Below are 22,933 nucleotides of genomic sequence, written 5' to 3'. Positions count from 1 at the left end.
CTCCTTTTTGATTCCTGTACCTTCTTCTAACATATGCGTGTGCACTCAGGATTTGGATGAGTGAATTGGCTTCATCTCCTGTATAGCTTCTTTCAGGCTTTGTGAGCATTGCTCATATAGCTGTTTTCTTTGTTGCTCACTGGAACCAGATGCGAGCTTTTGCAGTTCAGTAGTGCATTGTTCCAATAGAGTCAGTACGGCTTGATTAGAGTCTTGTACCTTGGACAGTTGTACATTATCACTATATTGGTCAATGTATAGTTCTCCTTGCGGGTCCACCTGCGCGAAAAATACGTCTTTGACCGTCAGGCTCTTTTCTTTCAGCTTTGCATCCAGCCATTGTTGAGTAACTCCCATGTATGCCATTTGCTGCTCCATAAGTTGTCCATCCATAATGACTGCTGCAGGTTCCTTCTCCGGTAATTGCTGTATATGCAGATCTTTAGGTGTCAAAGGCTGCTTGTCTTTGGTCAACAGCACGTTGATCTCACCACTGGTCTCCATAATGGCAAATTCTACGTCAGCTACCTTGAATGCATTTTTGCTCCGCAACTGTTCCATGAGTTCATCCAGGGTAAGCCGTTCCTTTCTCAGATTGTCCTCTAAAATTTTGCCGTCTTTGATCAGGATTGTCGTCTTTCCATCTGATAAATCTCTGACTTTCTTGCTTTTAATTTGCAAAAATTCAATGCTAAGTGTTGTCAGTACCCATACGGCTAACGATACAGTACCCAAGTACCAGGAGGATTCACGTTCCAAAGGAATAGAAGCAGCCAAGTTACCGATAGTGATTCCTGTTATATATTCGAACAAGGAAAGCTGTGATACCTGACGTTTTCCAAGAATCTTGGTAATCACAAAAAGAATAACGATAGCTAATAACGTACGTAAAGCTACAATGGTCCATTCCTGCATTTGTCCAACCTCATTTCATTTCGCCACAAGGGCGCTACTATTCCAAGGATGTCCGCGCCAAGGCTCATTTAAACTCCAATTTCTCTAATTTTAAATAACCAGGTTGCCAATAAACAGATTAAATACGATATAAAATTAAAATTTTCTATCGTTGAATTATCAATGTCTATTACACAAGCGATTGACGGAAAAGGAGCAGCAGGATACATTATAAATATAATTCTTATTTAATTCATCGGGATTATAGACAATAAGCTCACGGAGGTATGTATATGTCGTCCAAACCTAAAGTTGTATTGTGGAGTAAAACCGGCTGTCATTTTTGTGGAGAGATCAAATCGTACCTGGAATCCCAAAATCAGCCGTATGAAAATATTCAAGTGGACGGAAATGATGCGCTGCGTGACGTGCTGGAGACCAAATATGGTATTCGTTATGTCCCTGTCGTCGAGGTAGGTGGGGATAACAAATATGAAGCTCTGCTCAACCCCGATCTGGAAGAGCTGAGTAAAGTGCTGGAAAGTTACAATCAAGCGGTATAAACCGATAGGAAAAAGATCAGTAGCTCCGCTGCCCATACAAAATAAGCAGCGGAGACTGCCCTACAAAAAAATAGCAGCATAGCTGCCTTGAAAACAATGATTAGCCGTAGGATAACAATTATGTTCAAGAGAGGTGGAAGAGTCATGGCTAAGAATAGACAAATTAAATTTGGTGCAATTATTCACGGTGTTGGGGGAAGCATGACGACTTGGCGTCACCCTGAAGTACCTGCGGACGCTAGTGTTAATTTTGAATTTTATAAAACGCAGGCGCAAAAGGCGGAGGAAGGGAAGTTTGACCTCGTATTTATCGCAGACGGCCTGTTTATTAACGAAAAATCCATTCCACACTTTCTGAACCGTTTTGAACCTATTACGATTTTGTCTGCTTTGGCTGGGGTGACGAAGCATATCGGACTGGTCGGCACACTGTCGACTTCCTATAGCGAACCGTTCACGGTAGCACGCCAGTTTTCTTCCATTGATCATATTAGCGGAGGTCGTGCAGGCTGGAATGTGGTGACTTCCCCACTGGAAGGCTCTGCCCTTAACTTCAACAAAGGTGAGCATCCATCGCATCCACAGCGCTATAAAATTGCGGAGGAATATTTGCAAGTTACCAAAGGGTTGTGGGACTCGTGGGAAGAGGATGCGTTCATTCGTGATAAGGAAGCTGGCGTATTCTTTGATCCTGAAAAGCTGCATACACTGAACCATAAAGGCGAGTTTTTTTCTGTGCAGGGTCCGCTGAACATTGGACGATCCAAGCAGGGACAGCCGGTTATTTTCCAGGCAGGTTCCTCAGAGGATGGCAAAAATCTGGCCGCCAAGGAAGCGGATGCAGTATTTACAGGACATGAAACACTGGAGGAAGCGCAGCAGTTTTACCGTGATGTGAAGGAACGTGCGGTACGCTATGGCAGATCGGAAGAGGATATTGTCATTTTGCCGGGCATTTCGCCGATTATTGGCAGCACGACGGAAGAAGCGGAACGTAAGTATGAGGAGATCACCAATCTGGTGACGATTGAGGCTGCGTTAAAATATTTGGGGCGTTACTTCGATCATCATGATTTCTCACAATATCCGCTGGATGAGCCATTCCCTGAGCTTGATGGTATTGGCAGTAATTCGTTCCGCAGCGGCACAGATAAAATCAAACGGACAGCCAAAGAACAGAATTTGACCCTGCGCGAGGTTGCATTGCGTTCAGCAACGCCGAGAACCTCTTTTATCGGAACCGCTGAACAGGTGGCGGATCGAGTGCAGGAGTGGTTTGAAAGAAAAGGAGCAGACGGATTCATTATCGGTTCTGATGTGCCAACGGGTCTGCATGACTTCGTAAATCAGGTTGTGCCTATTTTGCAGGAGCGTGGCATTTACCGTCAGGATTATGAATTTAGCACACTGCGTGAAAACCTGGGCGTGCCCATTCCTGAGAATCGCTATACAGCAGCCAGATCCAAAGTGAAGGTTGATGCATAACAGAAGGAGGGAAAAATATATATGTCCAAGGTTGTCATCCTATCAGGCAGTCCGTCTACACAATCCCGTTTATACGGCTTGATTAACTATACAACCGAGCAGTTGCAGCAGGCTGGAGTGGAGGTCACATTACTGAATGTGGTCGACTTGCCAGCTGAGGATCTGGTTAAAGCTAACTTTAATAGTCCCGACGTCACAGCATCACTTGCATTGATTGCAGCAGCGGATGCCGTCATTGTGGCTTCTCCAGTATACAAGGCGGCTTATTCAGGGCTATTGAAAATATTTCTGGATTTGGTTCCGCAGAAGGGACTGAGAGGGAAACCTGTCCTGCCTTTATTTATCGGAGGCACGCTGGCTCACCTGCTGGTCATTGATTATGCCTTGAAGCCAGTTATTAACGCACTCGGCGGAAGACATATTCTTGGCGGGGTGTATGCGGTAGATCAGTGGGTCGAACATCTGCCGGATGGAGCATACGGATTGTCCGAAGAATTGGTTGCACGGTTGGAACGTTCGGTTAAAGAACTAAATGAGCTATTAAAATTATAGATATTTTCAATATTTCCATTGACAGGTCGTTCAGTGAGTTTTATGATACAAAAAAACCAAGTTAACTTATTGGATAAATGTATATAAAACTTACTGGGGGACTTGCGTATGAATATCGAGAATATGGAAGCCTTTGTATACGTGAATCATTATGGGAGCTTTAACAAGGCGGCAGAAGCCTTGTTCTTGTCCCAGCCCTCTGTCACAGCCCGGATTCAGACGCTGGAACGCGAGCTAGAATGCAAGCTGTTCGACCGCCAAAGCAAGCAAACGGTTCTGACGGAGGATGGACGAAAGTTTCTTCCTTATGCGGAACAGATGCTTCAGGTGCTGCAAAAAGGGAAGCAAAAGCTCCAACAGCGTAAGAAAGCCCCTCAGCAAATTCGAATTGGCTGCACAATATCGGTGTCGAACTACATCATTCCTGAAATATTAAAGCAGCTTCGTGCCCGTTATCCAGAGGTTAACTACAAAATTGTGACGGCTACGACGGATCAACTGGTACATAAACTGTTGAACCGTGAGGTAGACATTAGTTTTGTCCGTAAAGTGATGCATCCGGCTATCCGTACGCTTGCTTTTTATGAAGATCCGATTTCCCTGTATGTATACGACGGTCATCCGTTTATGAAGACAGGAAAGGCCAGCATACAGGATATTCAACGTGAAACACTGGTGTTTTTTGAATGCGGGTCATTAGATTGGATGAGGATTCATCGATCTTTTGAATCACTGGAGCAGCCACCGGATATTGCTTTTCAGGTAGACAATGTGGTCACGGCCAAAAAGCTGGTATTGGAAGAAGCGGGCATTGCCTTTTTGCCGGATGTCTGTGTGCACCGTGAAGTGAAGGATCAGAAACTGTTCCGTATCCATGTTCCAGAGGTAGCTGGGGTGTCGATGCAGATTAGCATAGTAGCGACCAAAGAAGACTGTGCAGTGACCTCGGATTTTACAGATGCACTGACAGAAGGCTTCCGGGGGGCTGTTTTGTTATAGAAATGTTCTATAGCTTGGTGGATTGACGTATAGGTTTCCAGGTGTTAAATTAATCACATCCTAAAACCAATTAAGTTTATAGGAATTATTGATTATTGAATGTTGTAGCTACTATGTATGTCGCAAACTGCTGATATACAAAGAGATGAGGGGGATTCATATGAAAAAGTGGTTTGCAATATTGTCTGTTATGGCAATCATCCTGGTGTTGGCAGGCTGCGGTTCCTCAGATAACGCGTCTAGCGCGTCAGGTTCAAGCGGAGACGTGAAGAAAATTATCGTAGGCACAGGTACTCAATTCAAAAATGTATGCTTTATTGACGAAAACGGAAATTTAACAGGCTTTGATGTGGAGCTGATTAAGGAGCTGGACAAGCGCCTGCCTCAATACGAATTTGAATTCAAAACGATGGACTTTGGAAATTTGCTGCTAAGTCTCGATGCCGGCAAGATTGATCTGGTATCGCATCAAATGGAAAAAAACCCGGAGCGCGAGGCCAAGTATCTGTTCAACAAAAATCCGTATAGCATTTTTCTGAACAGAGTCGCTGTAGCGAAGGATAACAATACCATTCATTCAATTGATGATTTGAAAGGGAAAAAGGTACTCACTAGCCCAACCAGTAATGCGGCGTATGTGCTGAAAGAGTATAACAAAACCCACGGAGATGCCCTAAATATCGTTTATACGAGTGGTGCAGCCAATGATACGGTGCAACAAATTACGAGCGGCCGTATAGATGCTACCGTTACGACAGACTTTGCGAACCGTTTTAACACCGATGAAAAAGGAGAAGTAGCTCTGAAAACCGTTGGTGATCCTTTGACTCAATCGGATGTACTGTATGTACTGAACAAAAATGAGCAAGGGTTGGCGGATGACCTCGACAAAGCCATTCAGGAAGTGAAGGACGACGGTACGCTGTCGAAGCTGAGCATTAAATGGCTTGGAGAGGATTTCACTAAGTCTCTGGAAGATGTGAAAAAAGAAGGTAGCAGCAGTAAGAAGTAAGGATAGACTTGGACATTTCAGCGGTCAGGGTACTCTATGTATTCTGGCCGCTGATGTATAGAAAGGAGGCAGGCATATGAGCAGAGAGTTCAATATTGACTATGTTTTTAGCTTTATCCCGAAAATGCTGTCTTACTTACACATCACCTTGTTTATTGTGGCAAGCTCGCTTGTATTGGGGCTTATCATTGGTCTGTTGGTTGCGCTGCCTCGCATGTATAACATTCCATTTTTCAAACGTGTTTCTCAAGTGTATGTTTCCTTTTTTCGCGGAACACCTATTCTAATCCAATTGTTTCTGGTGTATTACGGCCTGCCAGAGCTACTAAAGCTGGTGGATATCAATTCCTCCAGATGGGATGTGCTGTGGTTTGCCGTAGCAACCTACGCGCTCAATAGTGGAGCCTTTATTTCCGAAATTATCAGGTCAGGAGTAGAGGCTGTAGATCGGGGACAAATCGAGGCTGCACAGTCCGTCGGCATGTCAGGCTATCAGACCTTTACACGTATCATTTTGCCGCAAGCGCTGGCTGTCGTGGTTCCGGTATTTTCCAATCTGGTGATTGGTAATCTGAAGGATACTTCTCTGGCATTTACCATCGGAGCGATGGAGATGACAGGGAAATCACAGACACTAGGCTCGGCTACCCAGCATTTTGTTGAAACCTATATCGCGCTATCCCTTATCTATCTAGTTATCAGTCTGATTTTACAAAAATTGTTCAGGGTGCTGGAAAATACGCTTCTCCGGCATGAGCATCGGGATACAGTGCAGAAAGAGCCCGAAAAACGAAAAAGTTTTGTGGTGCGTTACCTGAGAAGTCCTCGTCTTAGTAAAGGAGGTAAAGGCATATGAGTCTGGATTTTGGATTTATATATACTGCCTTTTTAGGGTTGTTCTCTGCGTTGCCCAACACTTTAATTATTACGGTGGTTTCCGTACTGGCAGGGTTGGTCATCGGTATGATAACGGCACTGGCGCGAATTTATAAGGTTCCCGTGTTGTCCCAGATTTCTCACGGTTACGTTACCTTTATCCGAGGCACACCGATGCTGATGCATTTGCTGCTTATTTATTTCAGTTTGCCTTTGTTGATTGATGCGGGAGCGAAGCATTTCGGCTGGCCGCTACAATCCAAAGATGTTCCTTATATGGTATTTGCACTCATTTCGTTTTCCATTACCAGTGGAGCGTATATGTCTGAGGTCGTCCGTTCTGGAATTCAATCGGTCAACAAGGGGCAAATCGAGGCGGCTTATGCCGTCGGTATGACGACGTGGCAAGTGCTGAGACGGATCGTATTTCCGCAGGCGTTCGTGGTGAGTTTGCCGAACCTGACGAATTCTGTTATTGGGATGCTTCATGGCTCTACCTTGGCCTTCACGGTTTCGGTCACAGAAATCCAGGCACAGGCTGAAATTCTGGCATCTACCAACTGGAAATATTTAGAGGTATACATCGCAGCTGCACTGCTATTTTGGGGCTTGACAGTGCTAATTGAGCGAATATCCGGCTTGGTGGAGAAAAAAATCAATGTGTTTAATGGAGGTCGAGCATCATGATCCGTCTGCAAAATATAACGAAGTCGTTCGGCAAACATGAAGTGCTCAAAGGCATTGATTTGACCGTGAACAAAGGCGAGGTCGTCGTTATTTTAGGTCCGAGTGGTTCAGGTAAAACGACCTTGCTACGCTGCATTAATTATCTGGAAAAGCCGAATGATGGGGAAGTCAGCATTGGCGATTTTACAGTGAACTGCAAGCGACCTGCGAAGAAGGATGTTTTGGCTCTACGTCAAAAGACGGCTATGGTTTTCCAGCAATACAATTTGTTCAAGCATAAAACAGCGCTGGAAAATGTCATGGAGGGACTTGTCGTTGTCCGCAAGGTCAAGCAGGAGGAAGCAAAAAAAATCAGCATTGAAGTGCTGGAAAAGGTCGGTCTGGGTGAAAAGCTGAATCATTATCCAAGCCAGCTATCCGGCGGGCAGCAGCAGCGTGTCGGCATAGCGCGTGCTTTGGCGCTGAACCCGGAAGTGATTTTATTCGATGAGCCGACTTCGGCGCTGGACCCTGAATTGGTGGGTGAGGTGCTGTCGGTGATTCGCAAGATTGCGAAGGAAGGCATTACGATGATTGTCGTTACACATGAAATGGGCTTTGCGCGCGATGTTTCAAATCATGTGGTATTTATGGATGGCGGCCATATTATCGAGGAAGGCGCACCGGACGACATTTTTAACCACCCCAAAGAGGAACGTACCAAACAATTCCTGAAACGGATTACACCAGAATATAACTATTCAATTTAGACGGGAGAGGGAGACATGAGTATTAAAATCGGAGTATTGGATCAAAGCCCTATACACGAGGGGGAAACGGCAGCGCAGGCCCTTCGTAATACGATTAAGCTGGCGCAGTGTGTAGAGGAATTAGGATTTACGCGCTTCTGGGTATCAGAGCATCATGATTCCGAGCAGGTTGCGGGCTCTTCACCAGAGGTACTCATTTCCCATTTGCTGGCACGCACCGAGCGTATTAAAATCGGCTCTGGCGGAGTGATGCTTCAGCATTATAGTCCTTATAAAGTAGCTGAAAACTTTAATGTGCTGTCCTCTCTTGCACCGGGTCGCGTAGATTTGGGAATCGGACGCGCGCCGGGCGGGTTGCCGAAATCCACACAGGCATTACAACGCAACGTACATGATGCGCCTTCTCTCGAAGAAAAAATTGATGAAGTAAGTCGCTATATTCATAATATTCCGTCTGAAGAAGGACCGTTAGCCGGGTTACAGGCGAATCCGATTCCAGAAATACCAGCGGATATTTACGTTTTGGGTACAAGTACAGACAGTGCTGGAATTGCTGCGCGTTTGGGGTTGCCCTACGTTTTCTCGCAATTTATCAATAGTAATGAGCAGGTTGCATTGGAATCATTCCGTACGTATCGGGAGTCTTTCGATTATAGTTATGGACGTGAGCCGAAAGCTCTTTTTGCGCTTTCAGTCATCGTGGCGGACACTTCCGAGGAAGCTGCGAAGTTGGCAGGTGAGCACAAGCTGTACAAAATTCATCTGGCCAGTGGCAAAACGGCTACGGTGGGCACGCTGGAAAGTGCAGAAGAGTTCGGCAAGCAATCGGGTGAAGAATATACAGTTGAAGTTACACAAGCGCAAATTAACAAAGGGAATAAAGATGAAATCTATGTTGCGCTGACGGAAATCCAAGCCAAATATCAGGCCGATGAGCTAATCGTAACGACAGGAATACGGGATATCGGAAAGCGTGTGCGCTCGTTCGAGTTATTGCATGAAGCTTTTGCCGGGTTGCCTGTACAGTCCTAGATGTTGTTAGCTTGAGAAAGTTGTGACCAATTTGGATTCACGAAGGAGGAATAGGGATGAGTGACTCAACCGGAACGAAGGAGCAGGTTTTGGAGCAGAAACTGGTGGACATTCGCCGCCATCTGCACCGAAATCCCGAGCTGTCTAACGAGGAGGTTGAAACTACCGCCTATATCCGTCGTCTGCTGGAGGAACAAAGCATCACCATTCTGGATGTGCCGCTGCGTACCGGATTAGTGGCGGAAATCGGCGGGCAGCAGGAGGGGCCAACTGTTGCGCTTCGTGCAGATATTGATGCGCTGCCCATTCAGGAGGAGACGGGATTGCCTTATGCTTCGGTACATCACGGCAAGATGCATGCCTGTGGGCATGATTTTCATACCGCGTCCTTGTTAGGAGCAGCCATACTCTTGAAGCAGCGGGAGCAGGAGCTGAAAGGCACGGTTCGGCTGGTGTTCCAGCCAGCTGAGGAAAAGGCCAAAGGCGCTGCCCAAGTGCTGGACAGCGGTGCGCTGGCAGAGGTGCAGGCCATATTTGGCCTGCATAACAAGCCGGACCTGCCCGTAGGCACGGTCGGCATCAAAGAAGGTCCGCTAATGGCAGCGGCGGATGGTTTTTACATCGAGGTGGAGGGTCTGAGCACACATGCGGCAGTGCCGCATGCAGGGATTGACCCCATCGTGGTATCGTCACATATCATTACGGCACTCCAATCCATTGTGAGTCGAAGCGTCAATCCACTGGATAGCGCGGTCATTAGCGTCACGAAGCTGCACAGTGGCAATGCCTGGAACATCATTCCAGACCGCGCCCATTTGGACGGAACAATCCGCACATTTGACGAGAACGTGCGCGCCCGGGTGGCTGAACGCTTCGAGCAGGTCGTAAAGGGCGTGGCCGATGCTTTCGGCACGAAAGCGACCATCCACTGGATCGAGGGCCCGCCACCTGTGCTGAACGACGGTAAGTTGACCGCCATCGCGGAGGAGGCGGCCCAAGCGGTTGGTCTGGAGGTCGTTCGCCCCATACCTTCCTCGGCGAGCGAGGACTTTGGGTTTTATCAGAAAAACATCCCCGGTGTGTTTATCTTTGTCGGCACTGCAGGAAGCCAGGAATGGCATCATCCGGCCTTTGATCTGGACGAACGCGCGTTGCCGGGAACAGCGAAGCTACTGGCTTCACTGGCAGAATCAGCATTGATAACCATAGAGTAGGAGCGCGAGCCTAGTCTATAGATACTTATCCCCTCCTTGTAGAGGGGTATTTTTGTTTGACGATTCATAGTACCAATGATACTATAAAATTGTTATTTTATTCAAATTTGAGAGTAGGCGTAATGGAAGGCTTATAGAATAACAGTTTGTCATTCCGGATATGCTTGTTGAAATTAAAAGATATGGAGGTTAAAGAAATGCCGAAGAAAAAAAGAATGATCATGGCTTCTTTTTCATTGGTAGTGGCTGCTTCTTTACTGGTTGGCGGGGCTAATGTTGGTTCAGCGGCCTCTGATTTTGAAAACGCTTCCGAAATTGAGTCCATGAGCATTAGCTTGGCTGCTGCCGATATACCTGCAAAATTTAAGCCATCGGTAGAATGGGTTTGGAAGAATAGGATGGTCAAAGAAGGCTCAACCAACCGTAAAAATTTGATTTTTGATCAAATCTACGCGGGAAAAGGAACGCTAAATTATGTAGTGCGTTGGCAATCCTCTAAAAATATCACTCTTCAGCAGCGTAAAGATATGGCTTCCATGCTAAGTCGCCAAATCAATAATTGGAATAAGCAGTTGAAAGGGTATGATGGCTGGCCTTATGACCACATTACAGTAAAAATAGTAGGCTGGGCCGTCGCGAATCCATCGCAGATTCTTAACAAACAATCTAATGAAATCGTTTACACGGATACCATTACGGATGACTTAAGTAAAACAGACCCGAATATTCCAGCTAAACTTCCGGTTGCTCCTAACGCACTGTCGAGATTTGAACATTTTATGGACCCTAACTATTCTTACCCGGGTGGACTGAACAAGCGGTTTGATATGTACTTATGGGGAACGTCCAATTTTCAAGGCGGAGCCGGCGGTGATTGGGGGCAACGTATGCCTGATGATTATATCCTGAACACCTTGAATTCGGATGAAATCCAGATTACGGAGCATGAGATGGGGCATGGATTTGGCTTGCCTGACTTCTACCAAGAAAATGAGCGTCCACCCGGTGGGTTTCCTATGCCAACTATTATGTGGGCCGGAAATTCTCCCAAAATAACAGAGTGGGATACCTGGATGTTGCGTTATACCTGGAGCCAGGTCAAGAAGGATACTTCTCGTTTTCCTACCCGCTAAAAAATACTAGAGCAGTGTAAAAAAGCTTATAAATAGAGCCGTTTGTTCCAAAATCAAATTCTGTGGTGAAATTGATTTAGAGAATAAACGGTTTTTTCATTTTATAAAATACCAGTTTTGTGCATGCAAAGGGCACGTATATGTTCCAAGATACGCTCAAAATACCTAATTTAAATCATTAAGGAAAATATTGACGATATAATAATCCAGTGATAATATGATTTGTGATTATTTACAAAAAACGACAAGGAGGGTTGATAGTGTACTCTTGATCTCCTAGATTAGTTCGCAAACACGAAAAGAGAGGTGATAGAGATAGTCGTTTCAAGAAAACTATTGCAATAATACAAATGGATATGGAGGTACATACATGTTGAAGAGAAAAGGAATGATGGCGGCTTCTTTTTCAGTAGTCATTGCTAGTTCATTATTGATGGGAAACGCTAGTTTTGTATCAGCGGATTCTCATCTAAACGGGAGTTCTGTGGTTGCGGCAACAGGTGATTCGACATTGGCTGATATGCCGCCCTATCTCAAATCCTCAGTGGAATGGGTTTGGAAGAATAGGATGTTGACTGAAGGCTCGACTGCTCGTAACAACACGATTTTTGATCAAATTGATGCGGGAAAAGGGTCACTCAATTACGTTGTGCGCTGGCAATCTTCTAAGCCCGTTACTCTGCAACAGCGCCAAGATATTGCTAGAATGCTAGGTCGCCAGATGAATCATTGGACGGAGCATCTCAAAGGATATGATGGCTGGCCCTATCAGGATATTAAAGTAAAAGTGGTAGGGTGGGCTGTTGCTGATCCTTCACTATTGCTGGACAAGCAACCTGACGAGGTCGTTTATACGGATACGACTACAGATGAGTTAGCTTCCGAAAAACCTGAAATTCCCGCTGTACTCCCGGTTGCGCCTGCAGCCTTGTCCAGATATGAGCACTATTGGGACCCGCACTATTCGTATCCGGGTGGATATGATAAACGCTTTGATATGTATTTGTGGGTAACCGAAAATTTTGTAGGAGGAACCGGTCAGGATTGGGGCCAACGTGTGAATGATGATTACCTTTTTAGCACTTTAAACTCGGATGAGATTGAAATCACGGAACATGAAATTGGGCATGGATTTGGCTTAACTGATTTTTATGAAGAACACGAGCGTCCACCTGGTGGATTCCCAACCAACACCATTATGTGGGCTGGTGATTCCGATCATATCACAGACTGGGATATCTGGATGCTGCGTTATACTTGGAGTCAGCTCAAAAAAGATACTTCCCGTTTCCCTAATACGACTAGAGGTGATGAGGGTCCCATCGATACATCACCTGATGAAAACGTAAACATTGCGCCAGCTGCAACGGCCAGCACTTCCTATACTTCACCTTGGGAAGATATAAGCGCACTCCATGATGGATTTGATCCGGCTAGCTCTAATGATCGAAGTCATGCCGTGTACGGCAATTGGCCTGAGACAGGTACACAATGGGTCCAATATGATTTTGATCAAGAATATACGGTATCCCAAACGGATGTATATTGGTTCAAAGATGGCGCTGGCGTTGATGTTCCTAAGTCTTACAAGATTAAGTACTGGAATGGTCGAAGCTGGTCCAATGTCAAGCAGGCTAATGGATTGGGTACTTCGGCAGACCAGTATAATACGACTACTTTTACGCCTGTAAAAACAACGAAATTAAGAATTGAAATGGTATCCAAAGGTTCAGCATCCACAGGGATATTAGAGTGGAAAGTAGCGGCTAACAAACATTAAACATCATACTATTTGTCCAGAGGTTGTCTCCTACAAATATTTGTGGGAGACAACCTTTTTAATTCATAGCTGAACAGTTGGAGTCTGATGAGATCAGGCTTTTTTTGCGCCTTGATTATGACGCTTGTATCCTTCATATTTGTATCTGTCTTTTGCTAAATTATCGTATGAATGGCTCACTAAGAATGAACGGGTGTACGATAGTATGTATAATGGACATCAGACATGAAAGAAAAGAGGACAGAAAGCGATGAGTCACGACGTGAATGCTCCTTACGATGTACATGTAGCATATGGACCGGTGTTTGAGCTGCTCAGCAGCTTACACACCTTTATTTGCCGCAAGGCTTACAAGAAGACCGATTTATCAGCCGGGTGGGCGGAGCAAGTGCGTGGAACGCTGTCCCCAGGTTTGTCCAAATTGCTGGAGTCCATGGAAATCAATGCAGATTGGAAGATTATTTATGGACTCGTCTGTATGCTTTCTGATCATGGGAACGTTAAAGAGGTCATAGACCGTCTGGAGAACCGGACTGTACAGGAATTAAACGAACTGGCATCAGCCCATGGGATCGAGCTGCCTGACGATATGGAGAAGCTTCGTAAACTTGCTTTGCAACTGCTATCTGGCTGGGAAGAGGAGTATTTTCGCCATGTGGATACGAGTATTCTAAGCGGTCTGGAACAGGAAGCTGAACGGAGAAATAAGGAGAAGGGCGTATATAGCACTATGGAGTGGGTGGATCGTACCACTAATGGCTTCCGGTTCGAGCCTTCCAAAGGACTGACGCGGCTGTTGCTGGTGCCTCAATACCATTTTCAGCCGATTAATATCATTTATCGATTTGGATCGCTCCTGCTGTGTCATTATTCGGCGGGTATTTATGTTCAGGAGGACGATTTTTTATCCCCACAGGAATATCGAATGATCCGAAGTTTGGGGGAGAAGAGCAGGCTTAAGATTTTGAAATATTTGTATCAAAGCCAGTCTCCACGAACCTTTATTGAGATTGTCCGTCATCTCAAGCTGTCCAAGGGAATCACCCACGACCATATTTTTAAACTCCGGGCCTCTGGCTTCATCCATGCACATTTTGATGGCGAAACATTGCTCGGATATAGCGCACGGCTTTCGGCAGTAGATGAAATGCATCGGAGCATCCTGGGCTTTATGGAGCGAAATTAGGCTGTACGCACCAGTTAGACTTTAACACTTTAAATAAATAGACGTCGATCATTTGGAATCCAGATGAGTTGACGTCTATTTTTTTACATAAAAAATGGAGTTCTCTCTTTACAGAACCGGAATAGATTCCTATAATGAGATTTATCTTATTAATTACAACTTGTTCGATCGGAATTTACTAAATTAAATCGGGGGGATTATTTTGAAAAAGGGAATCATTCTACTCAGCAGTCTACTTCTGGCAAGTTCTACCTTATTAGCAGCTTGCTCTAGTGGTGGACCAGATAGTGCTAATAATGCTACTTCGCAAAATAGTGATGTCACACAGACAGCCGCTACAGCGCAGCCATTAACAAGTCTGGTACAAGCTTCTGATTTAACCAAATTGCCGGAAGTGTCCAAAAAGAGAAGCGACACGATTATTGTCGGTCTGACTGACCCGGCCGGGGTGTTTACTCCGTATTTCAACCAAAGCGGCTATGATGGCAACGTGATTTCTCAGTTGTGGACTCCACTGGTCACGGTAGACGAGAAGGGGCTTCCGCTGCCCAATTTGGCTAAGAGTTGGGATATTTCCAAGGATAATCTAACGTACACGTTTCATCTGGTTCCCGGTACTAAATTCAGTGATGGCTCCCCTTTGACAGCAGAGGATGTCGCTTTTACCTGGACGTTGATCTATGACAAAGCCTATCCTGGCGACAGCCAAATCCGAAAGCTGAACATTAAAGGCGGCAAAGCCTATACGGAAGGCAAAGCGAAACAAATTGACGGGATCAAGGTGATTGATGCGCAGACCATTTCTGCGACGTTGGAAAAACCAAACGCGCTGGCTCTGTCGATTCTCGGTGACTATGTATTGTCCAAAGCTTACTACGGCAAGGATTATAAGTTCGGACAGCTGGATTATTTTAAGAATCTACATAGTAGTCCTTTAGGGAATGGGGCTTATAAGCTGGAAAAGTTCATTCCAGGGCAAGAAGTTCGTCTGGTGGCGAATGATCACTTTTTCAAAGGCAAGCCGAAAACACAGCATTTCATTTACAAAACAGCAGAAGGCGACGCTTGGCAATTCATTGAAACAGGTGATACCGACTTTGCTCAATTCACCGCAACTCAGGAGAATATCGACAAACTGAAAGGGCTTGGCTTTTTGAACATTTTGCCCTACACCCCGAGCACTTACGGATATTTGCAAGTAAATCTGGAAAATGAAAAGCTTAAGGATAAAAAGGTTCGTCAAGCATTGACCTATGGACTGGATCGAAAAAGCATTTATGTCGATGCAGCTCAGGGAGCAGGGGCAGTCGCTAACATTCCAGCCTCCCCAATATTCTGGTCTTACACGACCGATGGAATCAATCCATACAACTACGACCCGGAGCAAGCGAAAAAGCTGCTGGATGAAGCGGGCTGGGTAGAAGGTAGTGACGGCATCCGTGAGAAAAACGGTCAGAAGCTGACTATTCACTTGCTGACCTCCAAACGTCCGGAAACAGACACCTTTATTGCGCTTGCGGCTGAAAATTACAAAGCGATTGGCGTTGACCTGCAACCGGAGATCTTTGCAGACTTTAATGCAATGGTCGCCAAAGTAGAAGGTAAAGATTATGATCTTGCCGCCTTCTCGACAGGCATGCTGACAGATCCATCTGATGGAATCGAGCAATTCGTCAATGGAGAAGTCAAGGGATATAACAATCCAAAGGTAAAAGAGCTATATGAAAAAGGCTTGTCTACGACGAATATTGAAGAACGCAAGAAAGTATATAAAGAATTATATGTGCTGCTAAATGATGAACTGCCCGTTATTTTCACCAACTACAAGAAGACGGTGTATGCCTACAATGGTCGGATGGAAAATGTAAAGGTCAGTCCGTTCATTGGCTTGTCTGGTAATCTGTTCGAATGGTCCCTTAAATAAGCCACATTTGCGGGCCCCTTGTGAAGAACGTCAGGTTCGGATCAAGGGGCCTCCCAAATGGGGAATGCGTAATGAGTAGCCCGACGTTGAATTGAAAGGAGTCTGTCATGAGTTCGTTTTTAACGAAAAGACTGACGTATATGATTATTATTTTGTTGGCCGCTTCGATGATGATTTTTTTCCTGTATGCCATGACACCGGGGGATTTCATTAGCGGCAATCTTAAGCTGTCGCCGGAGAGAAAGGCGGAGCTGAGGGAAATTTATGGCCTGAATAAGCCTATTCTTGAACGTTACGGAAATTGGCTGGGCAATGCGCTGCATGGCAATTTTGGCTATTCGCTTGCCCAACAGAAGCCGGTGCTGACCTTATTTAATGAGTATATCTGGAACTCGTTTTTACTGGCCGTTGTATCGACCTTCCTGACCTGGTTTATCGCGGTCATTATTGGTGTGATTGCTGCCTACAAGCAGTATTCATGGTTTGATACTTTGGTGATGGTGGTGATTTTCGCTGCCATGTCTGTTCCCTCTTTTTTTATCGGGTTGTATCTGATTAAAATTGCAGCAGTTGATCTAAAATGGCTGCCACCGGGTGGCATGCTCAATACAGGCAGTAACGCTACAGGTATGGAGTATGTAAAGGAGGTTCTCCAGCATATGACCTTGCCGGTGATCGTTATGACGCTACTGGGACTGGGTTCGCTGACCCGCTACTTCCGCAGCAATATGATCGACGTGATCCAGCAGGATTATATACGCACAGCCCGTGCAAAGGGCTTAAAGGAAAGAAAGGTACTCTTTACGCACGCATTGAGAAATGCATTACTGCCTGCCATTACGCTCGTTGGCTTCGAATTGCCTGCACTGTTTGGCGGATCCCTGATTATTGAAAAGATTTTTAATTGGCCGGGAATCGGTCAGTTGTACATGTTATCCTTTTCGCTTCGGGATTATCCTCTACTTATGGGCTTCACGATGCTAATTGCTATATTGAGCGTTATCGGGACGTTGTTGTCCGATATTTTGTATCGCATCGCGGACCCGCGTGTGAAAGTGTAAGAAGGGGGCTAAGGAATGTCATCCGTGAGCAGTAATTTGAGTAAGAGCAACGGCAGACTGCGAACCGCTGCTAAATCTTCAATGTGGCAGCAAGCGTTCCGACAGCTGTTCAGAAACAAGCTTGCTATGGCTGGGCTGCTCGTCGGGGTATTTATGTTTTTGCTCTGTTTTATCGGTCCGTTATTTTCTCCCTATGCCGATAATAAAACGAATATATTAATGATGAACAAGGCGCCGAATATCCATCACTGGTTAGGAACAGACAAGCTGGGACGGGATGTGCTGACACGTGTGATGCAGGCAGGTCAAATTTCTCTTACCGTGGGTTTGGCTTCTATGGTGTTGTCTGTCTTTTTGGGGGCTACGCTGGGGGTCATTTCCGCATATTTTCGCGGGATTGCGGATCAAATCATTATGCGCGTTGCTGATTTGCTGTTGACTATTCCCAGTTTGCCACTGCTATTTATTATGGGCGCGCTGCTATCAGACTGGAAGGTTCCGCCCGATCAACGGATGTACATCGTCATGTTGATGCTTAGTCTGGTCAACTGGCCGGGGATTGCACGGATGGTGAGGGGCCAGATGCTTAGTTTGCGGGAACGTGAATTTATGCAGGCCGCGACGGTATTGGGACTATCGAATCGTCGAAAGCTGTTCAAGCATCTGCTGCCGAATATTTTGCCGTTGTTGATCGTTATCGCTACATTGAACATTGGCGGAGCCATCCTGAGTGAATCTGTACTCAGTTTCTTTGGCCTTGGCGTGCTACCCACGACACCGACTTGGGGCAATATGATTGATGCCGCCAACAATGTGCTGGATTTTCAGCAACGTCCGTGGTTGTGGATACCGCCAGGTCTGTCTATTTTTGCTACAGTCATCGCTATTAATATTTTTGGTGACGGGCTGAGGGATGTACTTGACCCGAAACATAAGAGGTAGGTGATCATACACCATGGACAATTTACTTTCCATTGAACATTTAAGCACTCATTTTTATACAGAAGAAGGAACGATTAAAGCAGTGGATGATATCAACTTCCGTGTGAAGCCGGGAGAAACGGTATGCATTGTTGGTGAATCGGGCTGCGGCAAAAGCATCACCGCGATGTCGATCATGGGTCTGATCCAGAGCCCCAGTGGTAAAGTGGCAGGCGGAAGCATCCGCTTTGAGGGAACCGATCTGCTAGAGCTTAGCAGAAATGAGATGCGCACGATTCGCGGACATGAAATCTCCATGATCTTTCAGGAGCCGATGTCTTCATTGAATCCGGTCATGACCATTGGTAAACAGCTGTCAGAGCCACTGATTGAGCATTTAAAGATGGGACGAAAGGAAGCGCGTAAGCGAGCACTGGAGCTGATCGAACAGGTCGGCATATCCAGACCAGAGCTGATTTTAAAAAGCTATCCGCATGAGCTGAGCGGGGGGATGCTGCAGCGAATTATGATTGCGATTGCTGTTTCTTGCGGTCCCAAGCTGCTTATCGCGGATGAGCCAACCACGGCGCTGGATGTAACGATTCAGGCGCAAATCCTGGATATGCTGCGTGAATTTAAAGCCCAATCCAATATGTCGCTCATGCTAATCACCCATGATCTGGGTGTTGTCGCCGAAATGGCTGATTACGTCATTGTGATGTATGCGGGTAAGATCGTCGAGGAAGGCGAAGTTGTGCAGCTGTTTAATCACCCAAAGCATCCTTATACCCAGGGTTTACTAAAATCCAAACCGGTGCTTAATCAGCGCCAAGAGGAACTGTATTCCATTCCCGGGCAGGTACCTAATCCGCTGGAGCTGACGACTTCCTGTTATTTTCATGACCGCTGTGGGCAGTGCATGGACATTTGTCGTGTAAAGGAGCCTACATTAAAAGAAGTTTCAGCTCAGCAGAAAGCATCCTGCTGGTTATATGAGGAGGCGGTTGTTCATGGCTGAGCCATTGTTGGAAATAGACCGCTTAAAAACGTACTTTCCGGTGAAGTCCGGGTTTATGAACCGTACTTCAGGACATGTGCGGGCGGTAGACGATATCAGCTTTACGATCCGTCAGGGTGAAACCTTCGGCCTGGTGGGTGAATCGGGGAGCGGTAAAAGCACAGTGGGCCGCACGATTGTTAGATTGACGGATAAAACGGACGGTACTGTAAAATACAAAGGGGTAGATCTGCACAGCTTGTCCGCGAAAGGGATGCAGGAACTTCGTCCCAAAATTCAACTGATTTTTCAAGACCCGTACAGTTCGCTAAATCCGCGTGTACGGATCGGAGATGCAATTGGTGAGGCGCTGCTCGATCACGGTATAGCGACGAAAGAGGAGGTCAGACAGATTGTGCTGGACGTGCTCAAGCTGTGCGGATTGTCGGAGTATCATATCGACCGTTTTCCCCATGAATTTTCGGGAGGTCAACGTCAGCGGATCGGCATTGCCCGGGCGCTGGCGCTTCAGCCGGATCTGATTATCGCTGATGAGCCGGTATCAGCGCTGGATGTGTCCATACAGGCGCAGATTATTAACCTTTTCGCCAAATTGCAGGCCGAGCGGGGTCTGACGTATTTGTTCATCTCGCATGATTTGAGCGTAGTGGAACATTTGTGTTCCCGTATTGGCGTGATGTATTTAGGCTCCATGGTCGAAACGGCTTCGCGTGACGAGCTATTCGGGAATCCGTTGCATCCGTATACGAAGGCGTTGCTGTCGGCTGTACCTATTCCGGTGCCGAAACTGAAAAGAGAGCGAATTTTGCTCAAGGGGGATATCCCGAGTCCGGTTAATCCGCCTTCGGGCTGCAAGTTCCATACTCGCTGCCCCTTTGCAATCGACCGCTGCTCCAAAGAGATTCCACTCTATCGTGAGGCTCGTCCAGATCACTGGGTGGCTTGCCATTTGGCTGAATGAACAGAGTCAAGTCAGTCAGCCAATTTTAAAGCCGTTGAAACGGCAGACCGTTCACCGCAATGAATTGGTCTACTGTTTCAGCGGCTTTTTAATGTTGTGATTCCAACCGCTTGGGTTGACAACCCAGCTGGAGCAGCTGTATATTAAATAGTAATCGTAACGATTACTATTTAATATACAGAATCATGTTCATTTCCGTGTTCTTCCGTCCCGCGGTAGTGATGGTGAACCTTCATGATTGGCATATATAACAAGGAGGAGCTTTACATGGCCAAGAAGTCGAAAGTCGTAAAAGAGAAGAAACGCCAGGAAATCGTAGCTAAATATGCGGATCTGAGACGTGAATTGAAAGCAAAAGGGGATTATGAAGCTTTGCAAAAGCTTCCGCGTGACTCATCCCCAACCCGCCTGAAAAGCCGTTGCGAGCTGACAGGCAGACCCAGAGGATACCTGCGCAAATTCAAGCTGTCCCGTATCGCGTTCCGCGAGCTGGCACATAAAGGTCAAATTCCAGGCATTACGAAATCTAGCTGGTAATCAGGTACTTATGTCGATCGTCAGCGCATGAATATTATCTGTGTTGTTAACCTGAGGGTATGTATGTCTGATAGAAGGTTGTAACGGGAATGCTTCATGTCGTAGGTGACATGGGGCATTCTTTTTCAATGGAAAATATTATCGTTTGTATTGATTCTCCTCAGCTGGTTAGGTAGAATATGGACGGGTTAAAAATAATACATAATAAATGATTACATAATGTGGCTATATCAGATTATGTATACCTCAGGAGGAGCTACAAGATGGAAGTGAAACAGAGAGAGGACTCCTTTTGGAGTATGTTAAAAAAAGGAAACAAATCCTCAGGCTCGGCGGCGTTAGGTAATACCGGCATTGCCCTGATTAAGGGGATTGCTTTTGCCTTGACAGGCAGCGGCTCTATGTTTGCTACGATGATGCATTCCATTGCGGATGCAGTGAACCAAATGTTTGTATTCGCGGGCAGTGTACTGGCAGAGAAAAAACCGACAAAACGCTTTCCTACCGGCTTCGGACGAGTGATTAACCTGTTTTGTATGGTTGCCGTTATTGTCGTAACGATTATGGCCTATGAAACCGCATTGGAGGGAATTCATTTGCTGCAGCATCCGGCTGAATCTACACATGGATTTTGGATTAATGTCGTGGTGCTGATTTTGTCACTGGTGGTTGACGGATTTGTATGGAGCAAAGCGATGAAAGAAGTGCTGCATGAATCCAGAGTGGAAGCGAAGGGGCTAGGCATTTTTACCTCTGCGTTCCGTCATGTGGGGCGTGCTGCCCCGCCAACCCGCCTGGTGTTTTATGAGGATTTGGTAGCAACAACGGGTGGGGTACTTGCCCTGCTAGCTGTGGTGGTCACATCGCTAACAGATTTTAAGCTGCTGGACGGGATTTCGAGTATTCTCATCGGCTGTCTGATGGTCGGTGTCGCTTTCCGGGTCGGTTACGACAACATGGTGGGTTTGATCGGTGTATCTGCCCCTCCTGATATCGAAGAACGTGTAGCTTCCATTATTCTCGCAGATACACATGTAACGGATATTTATCAAATGCGTATTTTGCAGGAGGGACGCTACTATCACGTGGAAGGGTTGATTGAGCTTACACCAGGCATGACGCTGGCAGATGCGGACGATATTAAATTCAGAGTCGAGGACGCTTTACTACGTGATCCTAATATCTCAGACGCAGCATTGGGTATTCTGGAGGATGACGGGATTAGAAACTGGAAACAAGAGAAGCCGAAAGTGTAAAAACGGTGAAATGCGAGCAGGAGTCCTTTTCGCATGAATAGGTCAGCCAGAAACTTCTGGTTGGCCTATTCTCATTGGCTTTAAGATGCTGTACCCGGAAATGAAAAGGGATATTACTTTCGAGAGTAGGTGATTTTTCTGGTGCGTAACGGGTTTTAATATTGAATTGTGAATCTTTTACAATTGAAATGAGACAAATTATGAGAAAAACTCAACAAGTAACACTTGTGAATAATAAAGGTACAATAACTACAACAAACCTATTCTAAGGATGTATACGATCTTGAGCGATATGAGGAATTAAGAAGACTGAGTATTGAAATACTTGAAAATTATACTTTTGTAAGCAAAGATAAGATCGAACTAAGTTTTGCGAGTGAGAAAGGATATGCAACACCAAAAGTAGACATTCGCGGAGTAGTTTTTAAGGAGAACAAAATACTTTTGGTAAGAGAGAAAGCCGATCAAGCATGGGCCTTACCCGGCGGGTGGGCGGATATCAGTTATTCTCCCTCGGAAGTCGCCGTAAAAGAGATAGAAGAGGAATCAGGATATATTGTGACTCCAAAGCGTCTACTTGCTGTGATGGATAAAAAATTTCATCATCACCCACCCGAACCTTATCACGTGTATAAATTTTTTATCGAATGCGAACTTACAGGCGGAGAGGCAAAAAGTGGACTAGAAACTTTAGAAGTAGGTTTTTTTAATAGAAACGACATCCCATTACTCTCACTTGAAAGAAATACTCCTGAGCAGATACAAACAATGTTTCAATTTTTAGATTACCCGAATAAACCAGTTATAATTGATTAATTAAAAAGAAAAAGCGATACTATTAGCAATACTATTATAGTAACTATTTAAGTTAGCTATGGAAACTGACTTTAAAGGCTTTGAACATAATATTAAGAGAGCCTAGCCACTCGCGTGATCTAGGTTCTTTTCTATTTATGATGAGAATTATTTTGCTATAAAAACCTCACTTTAAGCAGCGTTCGAACAAGCATCGGGAGCAAACCATCGACGGCTGCTTATTCGATTATAATCTTAAACGCGTTGCCATCATCCCTTTGAATTCCAGCCAATTGTC

Annotated in this window: 22 protein-coding genes and 1 pseudogene; 22 read left to right on the top strand and 1 reads right to left on the bottom strand. The window is 45.6% G+C overall.

What is annotated here, in order from left to right; translation table 11 throughout:
* Positions 1-45: 45 nt before the first annotated feature.
* Complete coding sequence (locus AC6EJC_RS17435; RefSeq protein ID WP_444955057.1) at positions 46-915, bottom strand: DUF421 domain-containing protein; 870 nt, start codon at positions 913-915, stop codon at positions 46-48.
* Positions 916-1,187: 272 nt separating this feature from the next.
* On the opposite strand from AC6EJC_RS17435, the gene AC6EJC_RS17430 reads away from it, so the two are divergent.
* The 22 genes and pseudogenes from AC6EJC_RS17430 (at position 1,188) to AC6EJC_RS17325 (ending at position 22,656) form a co-directional block, all read left to right on the top strand.
* Positions 1,188-1,457, top strand: coding sequence for a glutaredoxin family protein (locus AC6EJC_RS17430; RefSeq protein ID WP_444955056.1), 270 nt, complete (start codon positions 1,188-1,190; stop codon positions 1,455-1,457).
* Positions 1,458-1,601: 144 nt separating this feature from the next.
* A complete protein-coding gene (locus tag AC6EJC_RS17425) occupies positions 1,602-2,942 on the top strand; it encodes an LLM class flavin-dependent oxidoreductase (protein WP_444955055.1) in 1,341 nt (446 codons plus the stop codon).
* 21 nt (positions 2,943-2,963) lie between these two features.
* Positions 2,964-3,494, top strand: coding sequence for an NADPH-dependent FMN reductase (gene ssuE / locus AC6EJC_RS17420; protein WP_444955054.1), 531 nt, complete (start codon positions 2,964-2,966; stop codon positions 3,492-3,494).
* 108 nt (positions 3,495-3,602) lie between these two features.
* Positions 3,603-4,493, top strand: coding sequence for a LysR family transcriptional regulator (locus tag AC6EJC_RS17415; RefSeq protein WP_444955053.1), 891 nt, complete (start codon positions 3,603-3,605; stop codon positions 4,491-4,493).
* Between the two features lie 160 nt (positions 4,494-4,653).
* The gene (locus AC6EJC_RS17410) at positions 4,654-5,505 is read left to right on the top strand and encodes a transporter substrate-binding domain-containing protein (RefSeq protein WP_028542376.1); all 852 of its coding nucleotides are present in this window, start codon (positions 4,654-4,656) and stop codon (positions 5,503-5,505) included.
* 76 nt (positions 5,506-5,581) lie between these two features.
* The gene (locus AC6EJC_RS17405; RefSeq protein ID WP_444955052.1) at positions 5,582-6,361 is read left to right on the top strand and encodes an amino acid ABC transporter permease; all 780 of its coding nucleotides are present in this window, start codon (positions 5,582-5,584) and stop codon (positions 6,359-6,361) included.
* On the top strand, positions 6,358-7,068 hold the full coding sequence (locus AC6EJC_RS17400; RefSeq protein WP_444955051.1) for an amino acid ABC transporter permease: 711 nt from the start codon (positions 6,358-6,360) through the stop codon (positions 7,066-7,068). The genes AC6EJC_RS17405 and AC6EJC_RS17400 overlap by 4 nt, the downstream gene beginning before the upstream one ends.
* Positions 7,065-7,817: an amino acid ABC transporter ATP-binding protein gene (locus AC6EJC_RS17395; protein WP_444955050.1), complete on the top strand. Its 753-nt coding sequence runs from the start codon at positions 7,065-7,067 to the stop codon at positions 7,815-7,817. The genes AC6EJC_RS17400 and AC6EJC_RS17395 overlap by 4 nt, the downstream gene beginning before the upstream one ends.
* A 15-nt stretch (positions 7,818-7,832) precedes the next feature.
* Positions 7,833-8,849, top strand: coding sequence for an LLM class flavin-dependent oxidoreductase (locus AC6EJC_RS17390; RefSeq protein ID WP_444955049.1), 1,017 nt, complete (start codon positions 7,833-7,835; stop codon positions 8,847-8,849).
* 56 nt (positions 8,850-8,905) lie between these two features.
* Positions 8,906-10,063, top strand: a complete 1,158-nt coding sequence (locus AC6EJC_RS17385) for an amidohydrolase (protein WP_444955048.1) — start codon at positions 8,906-8,908, stop codon at positions 10,061-10,063.
* Between the two features lie 197 nt (positions 10,064-10,260).
* On the top strand, positions 10,261-11,196 hold the full coding sequence (locus AC6EJC_RS17380) for a dockerin (protein WP_444955047.1): 936 nt from the start codon (positions 10,261-10,263) through the stop codon (positions 11,194-11,196).
* Between the two features lie 370 nt (positions 11,197-11,566).
* The gene (locus AC6EJC_RS17375) at positions 11,567-12,976 is read left to right on the top strand and encodes a discoidin domain-containing protein (protein ID WP_444955046.1); all 1,410 of its coding nucleotides are present in this window, start codon (positions 11,567-11,569) and stop codon (positions 12,974-12,976) included.
* A gap of 250 nt (positions 12,977-13,226) precedes the next feature.
* Positions 13,227-14,162 carry an ArsR family transcriptional regulator gene (locus AC6EJC_RS17370; RefSeq protein WP_444955045.1) on the top strand — a complete coding sequence of 312 codons (936 nt, stop codon included), beginning with the start codon at positions 13,227-13,229 and terminating at the stop codon, positions 14,160-14,162.
* A 202-nt stretch (positions 14,163-14,364) separates the two neighbouring features.
* The gene (locus AC6EJC_RS17365; RefSeq protein WP_444955044.1) at positions 14,365-16,086 is read left to right on the top strand and encodes an ABC transporter substrate-binding protein; all 1,722 of its coding nucleotides are present in this window, start codon (positions 14,365-14,367) and stop codon (positions 16,084-16,086) included.
* 107 nt (positions 16,087-16,193) lie between these two features.
* On the top strand, positions 16,194-17,147 hold the full coding sequence (locus AC6EJC_RS17360; protein ID WP_444955043.1) for an ABC transporter permease: 954 nt from the start codon (positions 16,194-16,196) through the stop codon (positions 17,145-17,147).
* 15 nt (positions 17,148-17,162) lie between these two features.
* On the top strand, positions 17,163-18,089 hold the full coding sequence (gene opp4C / locus AC6EJC_RS17355; protein ID WP_444955042.1) for an oligopeptide ABC transporter permease: 927 nt from the start codon (positions 17,163-17,165) through the stop codon (positions 18,087-18,089).
* Positions 18,090-18,102: 13 nt separating this feature from the next.
* The gene (locus AC6EJC_RS17350; protein ID WP_444955041.1) at positions 18,103-19,086 is read left to right on the top strand and encodes an ABC transporter ATP-binding protein; all 984 of its coding nucleotides are present in this window, start codon (positions 18,103-18,105) and stop codon (positions 19,084-19,086) included.
* The gene (locus AC6EJC_RS17345; protein WP_053325319.1) at positions 19,079-20,047 is read left to right on the top strand and encodes an ABC transporter ATP-binding protein; all 969 of its coding nucleotides are present in this window, start codon (positions 19,079-19,081) and stop codon (positions 20,045-20,047) included. The genes AC6EJC_RS17350 and AC6EJC_RS17345 overlap by 8 nt, the downstream gene beginning before the upstream one ends.
* A 267-nt stretch (positions 20,048-20,314) precedes the next feature.
* Complete coding sequence (rpsN, locus tag AC6EJC_RS17340; protein ID WP_028542369.1) at positions 20,315-20,584, top strand: 30S ribosomal protein S14; 270 nt, start codon at positions 20,315-20,317, stop codon at positions 20,582-20,584.
* Between the two features lie 263 nt (positions 20,585-20,847).
* Entirely contained in the window at positions 20,848-21,840 is a 993-nt protein-coding gene (locus tag AC6EJC_RS17335) for a cation diffusion facilitator family transporter (RefSeq protein ID WP_444955040.1), read from the top strand.
* 270 nt (positions 21,841-22,110) lie between these two features.
* A pseudogene (locus AC6EJC_RS17330) lies at positions 22,111-22,194 on the top strand (NUDIX hydrolase N-terminal domain-containing protein); the annotation flags it as partial.
* A 3-nt stretch (positions 22,195-22,197) separates the two neighbouring features.
* Complete coding sequence (locus tag AC6EJC_RS17325; protein WP_444955065.1) at positions 22,198-22,656, top strand: NUDIX domain-containing protein; 459 nt, start codon at positions 22,198-22,200, stop codon at positions 22,654-22,656.
* Positions 22,657-22,933: the final 277 nt, after the last annotated feature.

The organism is Paenibacillus sp. TY11 (genome assembly GCF_059772165.1).
This window is presented reverse-complemented; position numbering and strand designations above follow the sequence as displayed.

Coding starts and splice junctions, on each gene's coding strand:
- AC6EJC_RS17375 (WP_444955046.1), top strand. CDS start 11,567: ATGTTGAAGAGAAAAGGAATGATGGCGGCTTCTTTTTCAGTAGTCATT.
- AC6EJC_RS17390 (WP_444955049.1), top strand. CDS start 7,833: ATGAGTATTAAAATCGGAGTATTGGATCAAAGCCCTATACACGAGGGG.
- AC6EJC_RS17350 (WP_444955041.1), top strand. CDS start 18,103: ATGGACAATTTACTTTCCATTGAACATTTAAGCACTCATTTTTATACA.
- AC6EJC_RS17405 (WP_444955052.1), top strand. CDS start 5,582: ATGAGCAGAGAGTTCAATATTGACTATGTTTTTAGCTTTATCCCGAAA.
- AC6EJC_RS17395 (WP_444955050.1), top strand. CDS start 7,065: ATGATCCGTCTGCAAAATATAACGAAGTCGTTCGGCAAACATGAAGTG.
- AC6EJC_RS17345 (WP_053325319.1), top strand. CDS start 19,079: ATGGCTGAGCCATTGTTGGAAATAGACCGCTTAAAAACGTACTTTCCG.
- AC6EJC_RS17400 (WP_444955051.1), top strand. CDS start 6,358: ATGAGTCTGGATTTTGGATTTATATATACTGCCTTTTTAGGGTTGTTC.
- AC6EJC_RS17380 (WP_444955047.1), top strand. CDS start 10,261: ATGCCGAAGAAAAAAAGAATGATCATGGCTTCTTTTTCATTGGTAGTG.
- AC6EJC_RS17360 (WP_444955043.1), top strand. CDS start 16,194: ATGAGTTCGTTTTTAACGAAAAGACTGACGTATATGATTATTATTTTG.
- AC6EJC_RS17425 (WP_444955055.1), top strand. CDS start 1,602: ATGGCTAAGAATAGACAAATTAAATTTGGTGCAATTATTCACGGTGTT.
- AC6EJC_RS17385 (WP_444955048.1), top strand. CDS start 8,906: ATGAGTGACTCAACCGGAACGAAGGAGCAGGTTTTGGAGCAGAAACTG.
- AC6EJC_RS17370 (WP_444955045.1), top strand. CDS start 13,227: ATGAGTCACGACGTGAATGCTCCTTACGATGTACATGTAGCATATGGA.
- AC6EJC_RS17415 (WP_444955053.1), top strand. CDS start 3,603: ATGAATATCGAGAATATGGAAGCCTTTGTATACGTGAATCATTATGGG.
- ssuE (WP_444955054.1), top strand. CDS start 2,964: ATGTCCAAGGTTGTCATCCTATCAGGCAGTCCGTCTACACAATCCCGT.
- rpsN (WP_028542369.1), top strand. CDS start 20,315: ATGGCCAAGAAGTCGAAAGTCGTAAAAGAGAAGAAACGCCAGGAAATC.
- AC6EJC_RS17430 (WP_444955056.1), top strand. CDS start 1,188: ATGTCGTCCAAACCTAAAGTTGTATTGTGGAGTAAAACCGGCTGTCAT.
- AC6EJC_RS17410 (WP_028542376.1), top strand. CDS start 4,654: ATGAAAAAGTGGTTTGCAATATTGTCTGTTATGGCAATCATCCTGGTG.
- AC6EJC_RS17435 (WP_444955057.1), bottom strand. CDS start 915: ATGCAGGAATGGACCATTGTAGCTTTACGTACGTTATTAGCTATCGTT.
- AC6EJC_RS17335 (WP_444955040.1), top strand. CDS start 20,848: ATGGAAGTGAAACAGAGAGAGGACTCCTTTTGGAGTATGTTAAAAAAA.
- opp4C (WP_444955042.1), top strand. CDS start 17,163: ATGTCATCCGTGAGCAGTAATTTGAGTAAGAGCAACGGCAGACTGCGA.